The sequence below is a fragment of the Cysteiniphilum marinum genome, from assembly GCF_014857925.1.
GTDB classification, from domain to species: domain Bacteria; phylum Pseudomonadota; class Gammaproteobacteria; order Francisellales; family Francisellaceae; genus Caedibacter; species Caedibacter marinus.
This window is the reverse complement of sequence record NZ_JACYVZ010000008.1, coordinates 1-14,661: the sequence shown is the minus strand read 5'-3', so window position 1 is coordinate 14,661 and position 14,661 is coordinate 1. Positions and strand designations below refer to the sequence as shown.

Genomic DNA, 14,661 nt, shown 5'->3' with positions numbered 1-14,661 from the left:
TCTCTTAATAGTCGTATTGCCAATCAACGGTTATTCGCTTCTGATCCTTATTGACCTCAATAACATAGTCATTCACAAAAGGGATTAAATACGATTGATCTTTATGTTTACAACAAAGCACCTCATTGGCACCTGTATCTAAAATATCATCAACCTTGCCAAATGACTGCCCTTCTTTGTTGACAACCTGCATACCGATTAAATCTACCCAATAGTACTCATCTTCTGCTGTCTCTTTTAACACCGATCTTGGCACAGCAATTAAAGCATTGGTATATTTCGCTGCAATCTCTTTAACATTGGCATCGGCAAATTGAATCACAATCTTATCACCTATGCGACTGACAGACTCACCTGTTAACACTGCCCACGTGCGATCACTTGCTTTTTTGATATACCACTGACCATAAGACAACGCCGTTTCAATCGAATCACTTAAGACATATAGTTTTAATTCGCCTTTTAAACGATATGTTGCACCTACCTTGGCAATGATGATCATTTCATCACTTTGTGCATTATCTTGTTGTGACATGTTAACAACCTTATTATGCAATCAGTTTTAAAACAAATAAAATACATACTACCGCCCATAAACCATTTTATAGCATTTCTGCCATTGAATTTTAAGCCCTTGTGGGTGATTTAACTTTGGCAATAGTCCCAGCTATTACCTGCAATTCAATCACCCACAAGCATCAAAAACTTCTTCGACATTGAACACCACAAAATGATTTACGAGCGGTATAAAACAAAAACGCCAATCAACAATACGAGCGTGATTGGCGTTTCTTAAAAAACTCGACATAAGCACTTAGCGTGCTTAGTGCTTTTTACTTAAGCTTGTACTGTTGCTTTACGCGCTTCTTTAACAATAGAAGTGACACGATCAGACATCTTAGCACCTGTACCTAACCAGTAGTCTACACGCTCAAGATCAACACGTACTTTCTCTTCATGTTCTTTTGCCAATGGGTTAAAGAAACCAACACGCTCGATAGGACGACCATCACGCGCTTTACGGCTATCTGTTACCACGATTCTATAAAAAGGACGCTTCTTAGCGCCGCCTCTAGCCATACGAATTACGACCATTATTATTCTCCAAAATTTTCTATATTAATTATTGTTGCTCTAGAATTTGTGCTAAACGAATTTGTGCTAAACACAAAAACGGGCGCATTTTAACTTACTTTTGACGTAGGCACCAGTGATTTTGAAGTTTAGTTTTTATTTTTATGTAATTTACTTTATGGAACTAATCATTGAGGATAGATGTGAATTGAAGATATTTCATGCAAACAAGTCCCACTTTTGATATGATATACACATTATTTAACACTTTGCTTTTGGACTATGAATTTACCATCTGGTTTAATCTCAACACAAGAGCTTGTCTGTATCGGATCAAAAGACAAGCAATCAATATACACTCAAGCAAGTGAGCATTGCGCTAAACTTTATGGTTCATCAGATCATGTTATTGGGCGCTCTGATAGTGAATCCTCTGTCTTTGGCTGTTCTGATCATTTTATTTATCAAGATCGAATGATTGAGCGTTTGAATACATCTTTATTTTGCTTAGACACCCACTATTATCACAACGGTTTACAAAGTGTTATTTTTAAACGCTCGCCTAAATACGAAGATAATACGCTTATTGGTACAGATTTCTTGGGTTGGAAGGCATTGTCACAAGCGGCAATTACTGAGCTTGCTATTTTACTTTCAATGAAATTAAAATCAGTAAAAAGCTGTGCCTTAGGTGAAGTTTCACTCATTTTAACGACTGAATTTGACGCATTAACACCTCGGGAGTTTGAGATCTTGTACCTAAGTTCATTAGGATTTAAATCAAAGCAAATTGCCTATTTTTACCATTTAAGTCATAAAACCATTGATGATTATATTTATCGCGCAAAATCCAAATTGCAATTTGACGGACACAAGAAACAATTAACCGAATTTCTGGTCGAAGAAAAGCAAATGCATCGAACAATCCCCGTCCCCTTTCTTATTTCACACAAAGATTTAAAGCGATTATTGTCTTAAAACATACGAGAAAAATCGACTAAAAACCCGTGACATTCTTCCGTCATAGTGACTTCGATAATGATTGCTTTAATATGCGCTTAAAACAAGCAAATAATAAAGAACAAGATATGACTGAAGCCACTTTACCAAATCATAGTATTACATCCGTTAGACATCACTTATACCAAAATCATGAACAGATAAGGGCGCCACGCATTTTATTTCTTTATGGTTCATTACGTACCACTTCATATAGTCGCCTACTGGCAGAAGAAAGCATGCGAATTATTAGCACCTTTGGTGCTGAAGCTAAAATATTTCATCCTCACACATTACCATTGGCGGATATTGGACTGACACAATCACCTGATGAAACGCTTTTGCCTGAATCTGTGCAATACTTAAGACAGCTTATCGATTGGTGTGATGCAATGGTATGGGTATCCCCTGAAGTACATGGTTCAATATCATCTGTATTGAAAAATGTCATTGACTGGATGCCATTATCCATTGATGCCGTTAGACCAACCCAAGGAAAACTACTTGCACTTATGCAGGTTAATGGTGGATCTCAGTCATTTAATACACTAACACAAATGCGCACGATTGGTCGATGGATGCGAATGATCACAATCCCGAATCAGTCATCTGTTGCCATGGCATATAAGCAATTTAATGATGATGGCACTATGAAGTTATCTAATTACCGTGATCGTGTGATTGATGTGATGGAGGAGTTATTCAAATACTGTCTGCTTTTTCAAGGCAAGCATGATTTTTTACACGATCGCTATAGCGAACAAGAAGACACTAAAAACCAAGCCAAAGAAGTCACTACTCAATGGCGTAGTGCAGCAGAAAGCTTAACATAAACAAACGCATATCAATGGCGTATCAACGTATTTCTATCATTGATATTTTACAGGAGAACTCGGGAGTTTTCTAGATCATCGATTTCCTTTTAGCACAACCGTTAATCAACAGCTACATCTAGCTGCAAAACAAACCAACAACCTGAGTATTGCCTCATCAATGCTGTTATTGGCTAATGAAGATAACATTCATTTTGATCACCTTTCCCTTAAGAAATTAGGAAGAAGATATGCTAAAAGTTACAGTCTATTGGTAAGCACAAATGTTGCATAACCAATAGACTATCTTCTCCCAGTATTTTTCCCAGTGGATCATAAGCCGATGGCAACATACCATAAAGAAACAGCAAAATGAGTTTGCTTTAATCACAAAATAAGGAGCTTTTTTATGAGTTTTGCTACAGTTCATGGGGTACCTAGCAATTCGAGCGTGAGTATAGAAGAAAATATTGAGGATTTTTGTTACAAACTAAATATCGTTGCTGTTTGCTATAACGATTTGGGAAAACCCATTAAGACCACAGCAAACTTTGATCTAATTAATTTACCATTAAATGAATTTCACAGCTTAATTTCATTTGAAAGTTTATCGCGTTTAGGCACCCAATACATAACACATGAAACAAACAGTCAAGTGGTCACGTTACGCTTGAATGTTATTTATCAATCTAAAAACCACTATTGGATAGGTATTAATATCGCTGAACTTATGAAGCTGCCTAAATCCTATCGGCAAATTTTAAAACATTTTGCCAAGGAAATTCCTATTGCCAATTATGTGAAAGATGCAAAAGGTATTTATATGTACGGTAATGATTACCTATGCCGCCTTGCAGGTGTGAAAAGCATCAACAATAAAACCGATCATGAGCTCATCTGGTATGACTATGCCGAGCGCCTTACCCAAAATGATTATAAGGTTATTAGCGATATTGCACCGAATTACTTTTTTGAAACCGTTACCATTGACAGCAAAAAAACAACGTTCTTATCAATTAAAACAAGTGATGGTTTAGATCTTTACGGCTCATCAATCAATCTTAGCTTTATTCATACAAAACTTTTACAGCAAATGGAACAAATTCCAATTGATGTCAATGATACATCACTCTCGCCACAGGAGTTTGAATGCGCTTATTGGATGTCTCAAGGTAAAAGTGCTTGGGAAATTGCCCAACTGACAAATCGTTCACAAAAAACAGTTGAATGGTATCTTGCAAAGCTTAGAAAAAAGTTGCACTGTAAAAAAGCATCAAGCCTTGCATTTTTATTAGGAAAATATCACACCAACTTTGTTAAACATTGATATCTCGTGTAATGCTATGATCAATAAAACAACTACCACAAAGTGTTATATCGACTTTTGTCAAAATATGCAAATTCCGCTTATCGTATGTCGACATGATTTCTCTGTAGCATATTATAATCTGTATATTCCACATATTTTTGATGACTCACTACAACAAGAGATCAATCTAAACTTTGCAGATATCCAATTACTCGCTAAAGGTAAGACTTTCTATAGTATGATTACCAACAAAACGTATGATTTCAAATTGCGCTGGGATTTGCTTAGTAGCGATCATGAATATTATTGTTTTAGTATTCGCATCGTTACTAAATATTTGAAAAATACACACCAAGGGCTTACCAATCTATTTGAAGCATTACCAATATCAATCTTTATAAAAACAGCACAAGGTGTTTACGTGTATAGTAATGCATACCATAATCAATTAGCTGGGTTTGATTCTCTTATTGGACGTTCACACTATGATGCTTTTGGTGACGAAGACGGTAATAAAATAGCACAGAATGATTTAAAACTTTTACAAACCAAATCCAGCCTTTTTGTGTATGAGCACGTGCATAACGCACTTGTTCTCACCATGAAATTTTATACCACTATCGATGGTCAAGATTATATTTATGGTGCCGCCCTTAATATGTCCAAAGCACATGAGGCACTATTGGCATCTGAGGTTGCTCAAGCAGATGCGCCTGATATTGACATCAACCTAACCGAATCAGAAATTCGCTGTGTTAATTTCATGGTCCAAGGTCACACAGCATCAGCCATTGCCAGTCAATTAAATATATCCCATAAAACCGTGGAATTTCATTTGGATAATGCCAAGCGCAAACTAAATTGTTATAAAACCAGTAAATTAGCATTTATGATTGGCAAATATCATGCCCACTTTATAAAATAATAAAAGTGATAAAATGTTAGAATATTTACTACAACTATTATTTTCATAATCTTGAAAAGATCACAACCAATTGGCTGTTATAGCAAGCTTTCTACAGGTTTTTATATAAATTTTACACTCCACTTTTTTCCACCTATAATCCGCCAAAAATATCACCCACACACTTAATTTATGGACACTCGACAGACTATTATTTCGTTCTGTGACAATATGCATATTCCACTCATTATTAGCACACCAAACTTAAACATTACATTTTATAATGACTACGCCAAGATGCTGTTAGATTTACCAATCAACTTATCTCATGCTACTGATAACATTGAAAAGCTACTAACACATCCCCACAATGAGCTTACAAGTTATCATAATACGACGGATGAAACACTCACATTAAGATGGTATCAGCACCATCAAGGCATTAGCGAACGTTATATTAGTGTTAAAGTTGTGAAGCGTGAAAAGCGTAACCATGATGATAGACAGACGATAAAGCAACTGATTGCGCATCTACCAGCTTCAGTAATTATTAAGGATCAATCTGGCAGCTATTTGTATGCTAATGAATATCATACACAAGCCGCCAGAGCAACAAGCATTATTGGGCGTAAAGATGTTGATTTACCGTGGTGTGAATCAGCGCATAAATTTCGTGAGCATGATACATTTTGCTTTACTAAAAATGAAAATGAGCCCTACTATTTTATTGAGCAGCAAGCATATCGTAACGACAATAACCAACTCATTCACAACACCATGCTTTGTGCAACGCATCATAAAAATAATCAGCTTTACGGCTTTTCGATGAATCTGCGCGACATTCATCAAAGTCTTTTTGTAAAATATGCACAAACCACAGGAGCCACTGACGCCAATATCGACTTATCGACGCGTGAAATGGAATGTATAAATTGGCTTGTCGAAGGGAAATCTAGCAGTGAAATCGCCACTATCTTAGGGATATCACGCAAAACCGTTGAATGGCATATTGCCAATATCAAACAAAAATTTGGCTGCTACAAATTAACAAAACTTGCCTTTTTAATTGGCAAGTTTCATGGGTATTTTATTGAGAGGGATGTTGGTCTTTAAAATAAAGGTACAGCTGAGTTTTATAATACTTACAAACTTCTGACCTTAAAAAGAAGCTGATTCTTTTGACAAGTTATTAGGGTATCTAAATGAGACAGGCCATTAGCATTTTTATATAACCGAGCAGCGGCCTCTAAAACATACCCAACGTCAACATTATCAGGTAAAATATGCGACTTATTTAACAACTTTAACGACATCCCTATTCGATAAGCATAATAAGCCATCTCATAAGCTAAAGATGAATAACTATTTGTAGGAAGCCTTTTATACTCCTGTCTTGCACCAATAGCATATGCTATTAAATGTAATAGCAAAGTATACATATACCTCTCACCTGCTATCGATAGCTGTTGGGCAGCATAGCGCTGCTTTAATTGCGCCAAAGCAGGTCTTATTGGGCTGACTATCGAGCCTATATAGTTTTTTAGCTTATTCTGTTTGACTTCAGTAGTGGTCGTTGCTTCAAAAATTTTAAGCATTTCAAGTAAATGACCTAACATAAAATCAAAATTGTTCCATCTAACATCTTGAATTGATGATATCTCAATTTGTTTTAAAAAAACGTTTATTGCTGTTACTTTTTTAGTAGTTGATAGTGCTGATTCAATACCTATGAGATCTCTTTGATTGTTATTTAGCAAAGCTGCAATATTAAGATTTAAAGTTCCATTTGCTGATTGAAGTTGGATTTGATTATCAATAAATAACCTATGATTATTTATATCATAGACTCCTTGATTAGGGTCAAAAAAATATACTTTTTCAATGCCTGAATCCAATAAGATTGATAAAATAGCTGTGGCATGCCCAGTATGGCCATAGTTATCATTAAAGGATAATATATACATCTTCATTGGGTTATAATTGTAAAGAGCAATAGAAGATGTTGCAGTACTTAGCTCTATTGAATTTGTCAATCTCCCCCAAAATCCACCCCCATTAACTGGTAATGCTGTTGAAAACTCATTCCTTTTACGAGTAATTCCACCTGTAAAATGTTGAGAGTGACTAATTGTTTGTCTTAAGTTTGAACTTCTTTCTCCAAACCCTAAGGTATCCTCTCGTGCTTCAGTTAATTGAATCATCCGCAAATATGAGCTATTTAATCTTTTAAGCCTTTTAATAACACGAGTAATAAAGTCGTTTACCTCCTGTTCATTCATGAATAATAACTTACCTTCATGTAAAGCAGCTTGTTGTAAAAAATAGTTTGAAATCCCAAAACAATAGCCTGATGGCTGCTCATATGATATAACTTTTCTCATTTTATATATTTACCTCACCACTAGTTTGCTACCAAACAAACTTAAGAATTTTTGTGATATTTGTATTGAAATTAGGGTCTATTGTAACAATTTCATTATTTACATATCAAATCAACTTACTGACTGAGCTTCCATAATATATTCCCATATTTGGATCATAAAAAAAGCATGCATCTGACTTAAAAAACCGATGGCTCTTATATGCAGCAACCGCATGCCCCTCATAAAGAATAAGAAAGTAGCCCTCTTTAGATGAATCTAATCCTAATTTATATAAGTCTCGTAACCACATGGGTAGTTAATGCCCTACACACGCCACCACTACCAAGTACGCCATTTCCTTCTGTGTCTGCCATTTTTTTAATATCTCTACTGCTTAGCATATATGCTATCTCCAATATACTTCTCTAGATAAATCCATATACGTAAAATTATAAGTTCTGATCAAATAAAAACAGCTAGTAAAAGTACCAATTAAATGAAGTGTATCAACATCAATCTATAACCTAAAAACATTAGGAAAATCACTAGTTATTATAAAAACCAACAAAGAAGTAGGATATTTAGTCTAGCTATCATCACTCAACATCATGAAAGCATTTGTTTACAGTTAAATTTTGAGGTTATTTATGTCCTTTAATTATAAAAAAATACCATCTGAATGGTTATGTTATACCAAAAATAAAAAAGTACGTGATGATTATTATTATCATATTACTCGCTTATCAACATTTAGAGAATTCATAGAACATTCTGGACTTACTACGTCATACAACCGCACTTTTAAACTTCGTGAAAATGAACATGGCGCGTTAGCTGAAGGTAGATACAAACGAGTACAGGCAGATTATAATCAACTATTGCAAAAAGCCAGTAAAATATTTATAAATTCAGACGTTACAACAAGTGAACTGAACTATAAAGTATGCGAATTTATTGATAACTCAATATTTGAAAAGATTGCTAAAAACTATGATGCTTATGACTTAAATCTACAAAACTTAGCAAAAAATGGACTCTATTGCTCAGACTATATCGCTGAACTTTTCAATAAATTTGAATATGATATTCAACAAACTATCATAAATAAACAATCAGCTGAACAAAACAAAGTAAAACCACTTGATTTAACCCTTTTTTGTCAGCTTTCTACTGACTCAATTGAACATTTTCGATTAGCATTTGACACCCTTCCCGCATTTAAAAAAAATAAAATTAAAAATGCTCGCATCAGCCTCATGAGGCTGTATGAGATGGTAAAAGAAAATAAAAAACGCCAAAGTATATTACAAACCTTAATATATGATAACCCTAATTCTACCTTTGCTCTAGCCTGTATGGTATTGGCTAAGTTAAAATGGAATGCCGAAGCTTATATGTGTGCTACGCATATATATTTCTTTGATCTATATGGATTAAAAGATAATTTTTTGACTTATGCCACAAAATATCTTCAAGGAAGTGATGTTGTACTCATACGTATTAAGAAAAAAGACACACTTGTTATTCCTGACCCTCAGCAGTCAGATGCATTTATCTCAAGTCAAAACTTACCTTCTAGCTTACTTGAACATCATATTTTCAGAGGAAAAGATCTGATTACTGACATTATCAGTAATATTCAATGGATTCAAATTGCAACAACATTAAGTGAAATCAGTACGGATTTTGGTGAGGAACCATCTTATGAACAAGCTCAATTAATTTATAGCCAAATGAAGAAAACTAATAATGATATAAACCCTGTTTTAAAATTTTATCATCAATTCACGCTTAATAAAGCGCGATTCCGACTAATTTAAAGTATACTCATTAAAACAAATCCATCACATCAAAACCAAAGTGATCATTTATTTGTAACCGCTCCATAAATGGCACATCTATCCCATAGTAGCATCTGTCTCATTTTTTTGAAACGAATCAGCATCCTTAGTTTTTTCCAGCAATTCCCACCGAGTATGTAAAAGCTTGCAATTACAGCTACTGAACGAGGCATTAGCCTTAATCGAATTGTTAGCTCAAAACTTGCTTCACACTAAACCCTCTTGATATATACTGAGTATCTACTAAAATAATCATAGGTACTAAAGAACAGCAGCCTTAAATGTTTGAATGGGATGAAAAGAAAAATAAACAGCTCAGACAAGAAAGACATATTTCATTTGAACAGATTGTTGCGGCAATTGAAAATGGTGATTTACTAGCGATTGACGATAATGTTAACCATTCTAATCAAAGCATTCTGCGCGTTCGTATTGATGACTATGTTTACTCTGTTGCCACAGAACAGCGTAACAATAATCTAAGATTGATTACCGCTTATGCAGACCGTAAGCAAACTAAACGATTTGGAGGCGATACAAATGCGTAATACATCCCAAAAAAATAATATAAAAGCGCTTGATGCCATTGAAGAAACTATTATGCAAGCTGATAAGCATGGAGAATACAAGTCCATCACAGAGGATGAGTTTACAAAACGCAAAGCACAGCTTGAGCAAATGGCTAAGGCAACCATGCAAAAAGTCAGAAAGCCAATTTCTTTTAAGCCAGATCCAGCAACGCTTGCTGCTTTTAAAGAAAAGGCTGAGCATGAAGGCTTGCCTTACCAGACATTACTTAATTTCTTGATGAAGCAATATGTTGATGGGAACTTCAAGCTTGCCATTGTTCACAACCAAAGCGCTTTTCAGCAGTCAACTACCCAAAATGGCGCTCATCACAAATACTAGCATCAAAATGAACTACACTAGCACCTTGACTATCATTGAGCTTTACATATAGGCATTCTCAAGTTATTTAACCCCAATCTGATGCATTACATACTGATACAGTGCTTTTTGTACCTGATACGTTGGGTGAACATGATCCCAGAAAGCATAGCGCCATGGGTCATTACACATTTGTCCACTGGTTGAAGCCATAATTGTTGCTTTGATATCAGCAGATAATGGCACTTTATTAATGTATTCTAGATTATTTTCACCCGTTGCATTTTTCATTAGCAACATTCGATAAAAAGCATTTGGATCCTCAGATTCGGCATTTAAATGTGTTGTAAAATATCCACCTTGCCAACAAGATTGCCCTATCACCTTGGGGTCTAGTCGCGTGTGATAGGTTTGATTGAACTGCTCTGGGTCTTTTAACATGGATTCAAACATTTCATCAATACCAATAAATTTAACATTGCTTTGAGACGCTGCAAACTGCTTTAATAAAGTGTTATGTAGGTTGCTCATATAACTTAACACAGCTTCATTGCCTAGCTCTTTTGATTCAATGGTTAATGCTAAATTTGGCAATCCAATAATTAATGCATTATCTGCACCAACTTCGCCAATTGAGGAAATAATCTTACCAACAACCTGACTCACCGCATGATCCATTGCCTCTTTGCTCATCGATTTATCGGCGGTGAGATAGTCGTTTGCACCAATAAAGAAGATTGCCAGTTTATTCTCACCTTGTGGCCAGCTTTGCTTATCTAACTGATACAGTTTAACTTCTGCCGCTAGATTATAAGGTAAGCCTTGGCTTGCCCAGCTTGGTGACAATACAACCGTGGCACCACCAACCGAGTAGTTGCTCACTTCAACGCCATAAGGCTTAAGCATATTTTTAAGCTGCACTGCCCATACATTGCCATTAGAAAACATGCCAGTATAGTAAGGGGTGGATTTCGGAATTAACCCGCCTGAGAACTTATAAATATTGCCTTGATCGCTTAAACTATCGCCAAAAATTAAGACACGATTGACATGTTCAAGCGCACTTCCCTTGATAGCTAATGCACTTGAGCAAGCAGACACGGTAAAGCTTGGAATATTATAGTTCCCTGACAAGGTATAGCTATGCCATGATTTTTGATAATCCTGAGCAAGATTACCATGTTCAACCTCAATCTCACCATTGAGCTTCTTAAAGATTGCATTATTGCTTGTCCAATCATTACTTAACAAGTATTGAACGCTACCGGATCGCGCCTTGGCATCTATAGAAGGTGCAAAAGATATATGAATATCTGAAGTCGTATGGCTAAACGTATTGCTATTGGTATATCTACCCGCTAAGTAATATTGATTGGGTGAAACTTCTGTACTGAAACTTGATCCGGCATTATCGCCATCTAGCTTAAAAGTCACTGGATAAGGGCAATTATTCTCTAAGATTAATTCTGATCTTGCATCCGCATTGCTTAGTGCTGCACATCCCATTAAAGATAATGCCATAACAGCTGATAATGTTTTTTTATTTGTACGAAACATATATGACTCCTTCCTAGATTTTAACAAACATTGATGCGTACTTTTGGCGTGCCACTTGGGCGATTCCACCAAGTTGATGTCTCATTGAGATTTTCTGTCCACCAATCATAAACAGACATCGTCAGCGCACCTTGTAAAGGGGCAACATACATGGTATTAGTCCACAGCCCTGGCGTTAATTTCAAGCGGATTTTGCCAATGACATTTATAATAGAATCTCCTGATTCTTTAACTGTAATCTCTTCATTTAACGGTGGTGAATCGTAACTTGCTGTTGCAATTTGCCCTAATGACACCTCGCTATCTTGGGCAATAACTTTTTTTAAGTGCGTTTCTTTTGCTGTCACCTCAATCGGGTTAACGCAATTATTTTTAACCGTGACATCAATACCAACATTTGCCAAGGCTGCCACAGGTAACAAACAACCCAAACTATATATATGTTTTATCTTCATTTTGCTCTCCTTAACTGACGATATGCTCGATAATATCCTGATAATCACTATTGTTTTTGATGTAGTGATAATTAAATGACATCAACCCTCCATAGCCATAAGTATTGTCAGGGTCCCATAAATAAACCGTGGCACTCTTTGTTGGAAGACCATTGATACCCAAACTTGGTGCCTCAAATTGCAAACCATCTTGTGATAACTGATCAAAGGTTAAATAGTAATAATGACCATTGAAATTAAATTCATCTGCATTCTGTGCATAGAAATCTTGGTTATCATAACGCTTGCCAAGCTTAGCAACGGGTGCGACCCCTTGATAAATATAATTACTTTGTGTGCCAAAATCCCCGGATAATAACACTCGTTTTTGAGCACTTGCACCGGCTTGATCAACAGAATTTTTCACGGCCACAATCCAACTTTGATTACTTGGTAGCAATGATGTCCATGGATAAAGCGCATATTGTTTGAAGTTATTTTTTAACACACCGACATGCTTAAATAGCTCTAGTGCACTAAGGGAGGATTTATCATATGTGGCAAGCTTCACATCCGCATTACAATGATCAAAACCTGATTCACCCATACATTGATTTAAATTGTGCTCAATGGTCGTCATATTACTTTTGGCAATCTCTTTAAAATGAGTCAATATGCGACGCAGATCACTACCATCCTCTGTGAGACTTGATAAACTTTGTGCTGCCGAATAAATGCTTGCCTGCGCATTGTATACATCAAAGAGCTTTTTTGATTTTTCATCAAAATACTCTGGTGCTTTCGCATCTTCAACAATACTACTACTGTCAATCTCTGAAGGTAACCCGATATTAACTGCACCTGCTGATTTTAATTGTGAATACGTTTTTGCTCTGTCAATTTGCTGTAACTGATACGAATAACCCGTGGTTGTTTTATCATCAGCAATATACTCCATAATCGCATTAGCAATCCCAATACACTTATCCATATTATCAGCATTACAATATAAAAATCCGTCCTTAACACCCGCTTTATTTAGAATCGAATTAATTGATGATGGATTGCCGCCAACTTGCTTAATCGTAATGCTAATGCTCGTCTTAAGACCAAGCTTTTTTGATGCTGCTTTGACACTCATCAATGCATCAACAAAGGTAGCATAGCTGATATCAAGCTGCGACTTAAACTCACTCATAGCAACAGAAGATTCCATATCGATATTGATTGACGCTAACAAATATGAACCTAATGACTGCCCAACAACAATACTACTACCACAGCGTTTTGCAAATAGCTGTGGTGTCTGGCGATACATCTGACCATCTTGATTGAGTTTCACAGGTGAATTTAAACGCACTTTGCGATAGGTTTTCGATAAAAAAGTAAGCCTTAATGCATTACTTTTGTTTTGCTGTGAACTCAGATAAGAAGCCTGTAAACTGCCCGATAATAATCCATAATTACCTTTAATTGTTGAGTTGATATTAAGCTCTTGAGCAAGCTCTTTTTCTTCTTTTATAAACTTCAAGCTCAGACTCCCTTCAGAGACACCAAAGGAAACCTCATCATCTTTGGGTAATTCGATACAATTAACCGCCGCTAATGCATTATCTAGCGGCATGACACCGACACCAAGCTCAGCATAGTCAATCACCGCCAGTGGGCTGCCTACAAGTGATTTGGACTGCATGATATTCGTTTGATCACCCTCTATATGATGACGGATCATTTGATATTGTTTAATAAGCTCAGTCGCATTGCTAATACTTACACCTGAGATCATTGCTAATGTAATTAATGCCATATTCCTTATCATTTCCATTCTCCTATGTTAATTTTCAACTCTTCAGTTGGTTAAATGTTTAATTTTTTCTCAAAACATAGTTGGGGAAATCTTCAAAAACCCAATTATTTTTAAGTGTTAAATAAATTGTTTTTAACAGCTTTCTAGCTGTCGCTATAATTGCTTTACCTGAACCTTTCTTGGCTTTAATTTTCTCATAAAAAGATCTCAAGAAATCACTGTATCTAATTGCAACCAAAGTACATTGAACAAGTGTCGTTCTGCCCAATTTTGTCCCTCGTTTGGTAATCCGACCGCTACGTTCCGTTTCATTTGAGTTAGATACTCGCGGCACAATACCAAAATATGCAGCCAACTTATCCGCATTTTCAAAGTCTTTAATATCACCAATACAAGAAAGCAAAATTGAAGCTGACTTCTGACCAATCCCTTTTATGCTGTTAATATTTTCAAAACCAGATAGCTTCTCCCCAGCACCTTGCAATAGAATATCCATCTGTTTAATTCCTTGGGTTAATTGCTCAATTTGCTGCTTGAATATACTTACTTCAAGCTTGGTGAGTTCGTCTAAATCATATTGCAACAAGCCATTAAGACCCTTTTGGGTGGTAAGAGTCTCTTTCTTTAGCTTATAACCTAGACTATTGAAAATACCATGTAGCTTGTTAATTAG

The 14,661-nt window shown here is 35.8% G+C and carries 15 protein-coding genes and 1 pseudogene; 9 read left to right on the top strand and 7 right to left on the bottom strand.

The features are described from left to right. Nucleotides 1–4: 4 nt before the first annotated feature. Together rimM and rpsP are read right to left on the bottom strand one after the other, a co-directional pair. Nucleotides 5–535: a ribosome maturation factor RimM gene (gene rimM, locus IE867_RS05925; protein WP_192483851.1), complete on the bottom strand. Its 531-nt coding sequence runs from the start codon at nt 533–535 to the stop codon at nt 5–7. Between the two features lie 302 nt (nt 536–837). Continuing rightward, a complete protein-coding gene (gene rpsP / locus IE867_RS05920; protein WP_117001349.1) occupies nt 838–1,095 on the bottom strand; it encodes a 30S ribosomal protein S16 in 258 nt (85 codons plus the stop codon). A 261-nt stretch (nt 1,096–1,356) separates the two neighbouring features. Here rpsP and IE867_RS05915 point away from each other — a divergent pair, with 261 nt between their 5' ends. The 6 genes and pseudogenes from IE867_RS05915 (at nt 1,357) to IE867_RS14640 (ending at nt 6,211) form a co-directional block, all read left to right on the top strand. Next, nucleotides 1,357–2,052 (top strand): response regulator transcription factor, encoded by a 696-nt coding sequence (locus IE867_RS05915; RefSeq protein WP_192483850.1) that lies wholly within the window; start codon nt 1,357–1,359, stop codon nt 2,050–2,052. A gap of 74 nt (nt 2,053–2,126) precedes the next feature. Beyond that, nucleotides 2,127–2,906, top strand: a complete 780-nt coding sequence (gene arsH, locus IE867_RS05910; RefSeq protein WP_203249663.1) for an arsenical resistance protein ArsH — start codon at nt 2,127–2,129, stop codon at nt 2,904–2,906. 61 nt (nt 2,907–2,967) lie between these two features. Beyond that, nucleotides 2,968–3,180: pseudogene (locus IE867_RS14970) on the top strand (hypothetical protein); the annotation flags it as partial. A gap of 114 nt (nt 3,181–3,294) precedes the next feature. After that, nucleotides 3,295–4,212 carry a helix-turn-helix transcriptional regulator gene (locus tag IE867_RS05900; protein ID WP_192483849.1) on the top strand — a complete coding sequence of 306 codons (918 nt, stop codon included), beginning with the start codon at nt 3,295–3,297 and terminating at the stop codon, nt 4,210–4,212. A 16-nt stretch (nt 4,213–4,228) separates the two neighbouring features. Next, a complete protein-coding gene (locus IE867_RS05895) occupies nt 4,229–5,119 on the top strand; it encodes a PAS and helix-turn-helix domain-containing protein (RefSeq protein WP_192483848.1) in 891 nt (296 codons plus the stop codon). 210 nt (nt 5,120–5,329) lie between these two features. Beyond that, nucleotides 5,330–6,211, top strand: a complete 882-nt coding sequence (locus IE867_RS14640; protein WP_225629975.1) for a helix-turn-helix domain-containing protein — start codon at nt 5,330–5,332, stop codon at nt 6,209–6,211. Nucleotides 6,212–6,240: 29 nt separating this feature from the next. Here IE867_RS14640 and IE867_RS05885 read toward each other — a convergent pair whose 3' ends face one another. Continuing rightward, nucleotides 6,241–7,479: a hypothetical protein gene (locus IE867_RS05885; RefSeq protein WP_192483847.1), complete on the bottom strand. Its 1,239-nt coding sequence runs from the start codon at nt 7,477–7,479 to the stop codon at nt 6,241–6,243. Between the two features lie 629 nt (nt 7,480–8,108). On the opposite strand from IE867_RS05885, the gene IE867_RS05880 reads away from it, so the two are divergent. The 3 genes from IE867_RS05880 (at nt 8,109) to IE867_RS05870 (ending at nt 10,211) form a co-directional block, all read left to right on the top strand. Then, entirely contained in the window at nt 8,109–9,281 is a 1,173-nt protein-coding gene (locus IE867_RS05880) for a hypothetical protein (protein WP_192483846.1), read from the top strand. A gap of 302 nt (nt 9,282–9,583) precedes the next feature. Next, nucleotides 9,584–9,850 carry a BrnT family toxin gene (locus IE867_RS05875; protein WP_192483845.1) on the top strand — a complete coding sequence of 89 codons (267 nt, stop codon included), beginning with the start codon at nt 9,584–9,586 and terminating at the stop codon, nt 9,848–9,850. Then, on the top strand, nt 9,843–10,211 hold the full coding sequence (locus tag IE867_RS05870; RefSeq protein WP_192483844.1) for a hypothetical protein: 369 nt from the start codon (nt 9,843–9,845) through the stop codon (nt 10,209–10,211). Before IE867_RS05875 ends, IE867_RS05870 begins: the two co-directional genes overlap by 8 nt. Before the next feature lie 63 nt (nt 10,212–10,274). Here the strand turns inward: IE867_RS05870 and IE867_RS05865 are convergent, their stop codons facing one another. From IE867_RS05865 to IE867_RS05850, 4 genes are all read right to left on the bottom strand, one after another. Next, complete coding sequence (locus IE867_RS05865; protein WP_192483843.1) at nt 10,275–11,747, bottom strand: SGNH/GDSL hydrolase family protein; 1,473 nt, start codon at nt 11,745–11,747, stop codon at nt 10,275–10,277. Nucleotides 11,748–11,767: 20 nt separating this feature from the next. Beyond that, nucleotides 11,768–12,202, bottom strand: coding sequence for a hypothetical protein (locus IE867_RS05860; RefSeq protein ID WP_192483842.1), 435 nt, complete (start codon nt 12,200–12,202; stop codon nt 11,768–11,770). Between the two features lie 10 nt (nt 12,203–12,212). Next, nucleotides 12,213–14,000, bottom strand: coding sequence for a hypothetical protein (locus tag IE867_RS05855; protein WP_192483841.1), 1,788 nt, complete (start codon nt 13,998–14,000; stop codon nt 12,213–12,215). A gap of 46 nt (nt 14,001–14,046) precedes the next feature. After that, nucleotides 14,047–14,661, bottom strand: a 615-nt coding sequence (locus IE867_RS05850; protein ID WP_225629974.1) for a transposase, incomplete at its 5' end; no start/stop codon positions are given.

What these genes read in the sequence shown, in the direction of transcription:
- rimM (WP_192483851.1), bottom strand. Translation starts at nt 535, where the DNA reads ATGTCACAACAAGATAATGCACAAAGTGATGAAATGATCATCATTGCC.
- rpsP (WP_117001349.1), bottom strand. Translation starts at nt 1,095, where the DNA reads ATGGTCGTAATTCGTATGGCTAGAGGCGGCGCTAAGAAGCGTCCTTTT.
- IE867_RS05915 (WP_192483850.1), top strand. Translation starts at nt 1,357, where the DNA reads ATGAATTTACCATCTGGTTTAATCTCAACACAAGAGCTTGTCTGTATC.
- arsH (WP_203249663.1), top strand. Translation starts at nt 2,127, where the DNA reads ATGCGCTTAAAACAAGCAAATAATAAAGAACAAGATATGACTGAAGCC.
- IE867_RS05900 (WP_192483849.1), top strand. Translation starts at nt 3,295, where the DNA reads ATGAGTTTTGCTACAGTTCATGGGGTACCTAGCAATTCGAGCGTGAGT.
- IE867_RS05895 (WP_192483848.1), top strand. Translation starts at nt 4,229, where the DNA reads ATGATCAATAAAACAACTACCACAAAGTGTTATATCGACTTTTGTCAA.
- IE867_RS14640 (WP_225629975.1), top strand. Translation starts at nt 5,330, where the DNA reads ATGCATATTCCACTCATTATTAGCACACCAAACTTAAACATTACATTT.
- IE867_RS05885 (WP_192483847.1), bottom strand. Translation starts at nt 7,479, where the DNA reads ATGAGAAAAGTTATATCATATGAGCAGCCATCAGGCTATTGTTTTGGG.
- IE867_RS05880 (WP_192483846.1), top strand. Translation starts at nt 8,109, where the DNA reads ATGTCCTTTAATTATAAAAAAATACCATCTGAATGGTTATGTTATACC.
- IE867_RS05875 (WP_192483845.1), top strand. Translation starts at nt 9,584, where the DNA reads ATGTTTGAATGGGATGAAAAGAAAAATAAACAGCTCAGACAAGAAAGA.
- IE867_RS05870 (WP_192483844.1), top strand. Translation starts at nt 9,843, where the DNA reads ATGCGTAATACATCCCAAAAAAATAATATAAAAGCGCTTGATGCCATT.
- IE867_RS05865 (WP_192483843.1), bottom strand. Translation starts at nt 11,747, where the DNA reads ATGTTTCGTACAAATAAAAAAACATTATCAGCTGTTATGGCATTATCT.
- IE867_RS05860 (WP_192483842.1), bottom strand. Translation starts at nt 12,202, where the DNA reads ATGAAGATAAAACATATATATAGTTTGGGTTGTTTGTTACCTGTGGCA.
- IE867_RS05855 (WP_192483841.1), bottom strand. Translation starts at nt 14,000, where the DNA reads ATGATAAGGAATATGGCATTAATTACATTAGCAATGATCTCAGGTGTA.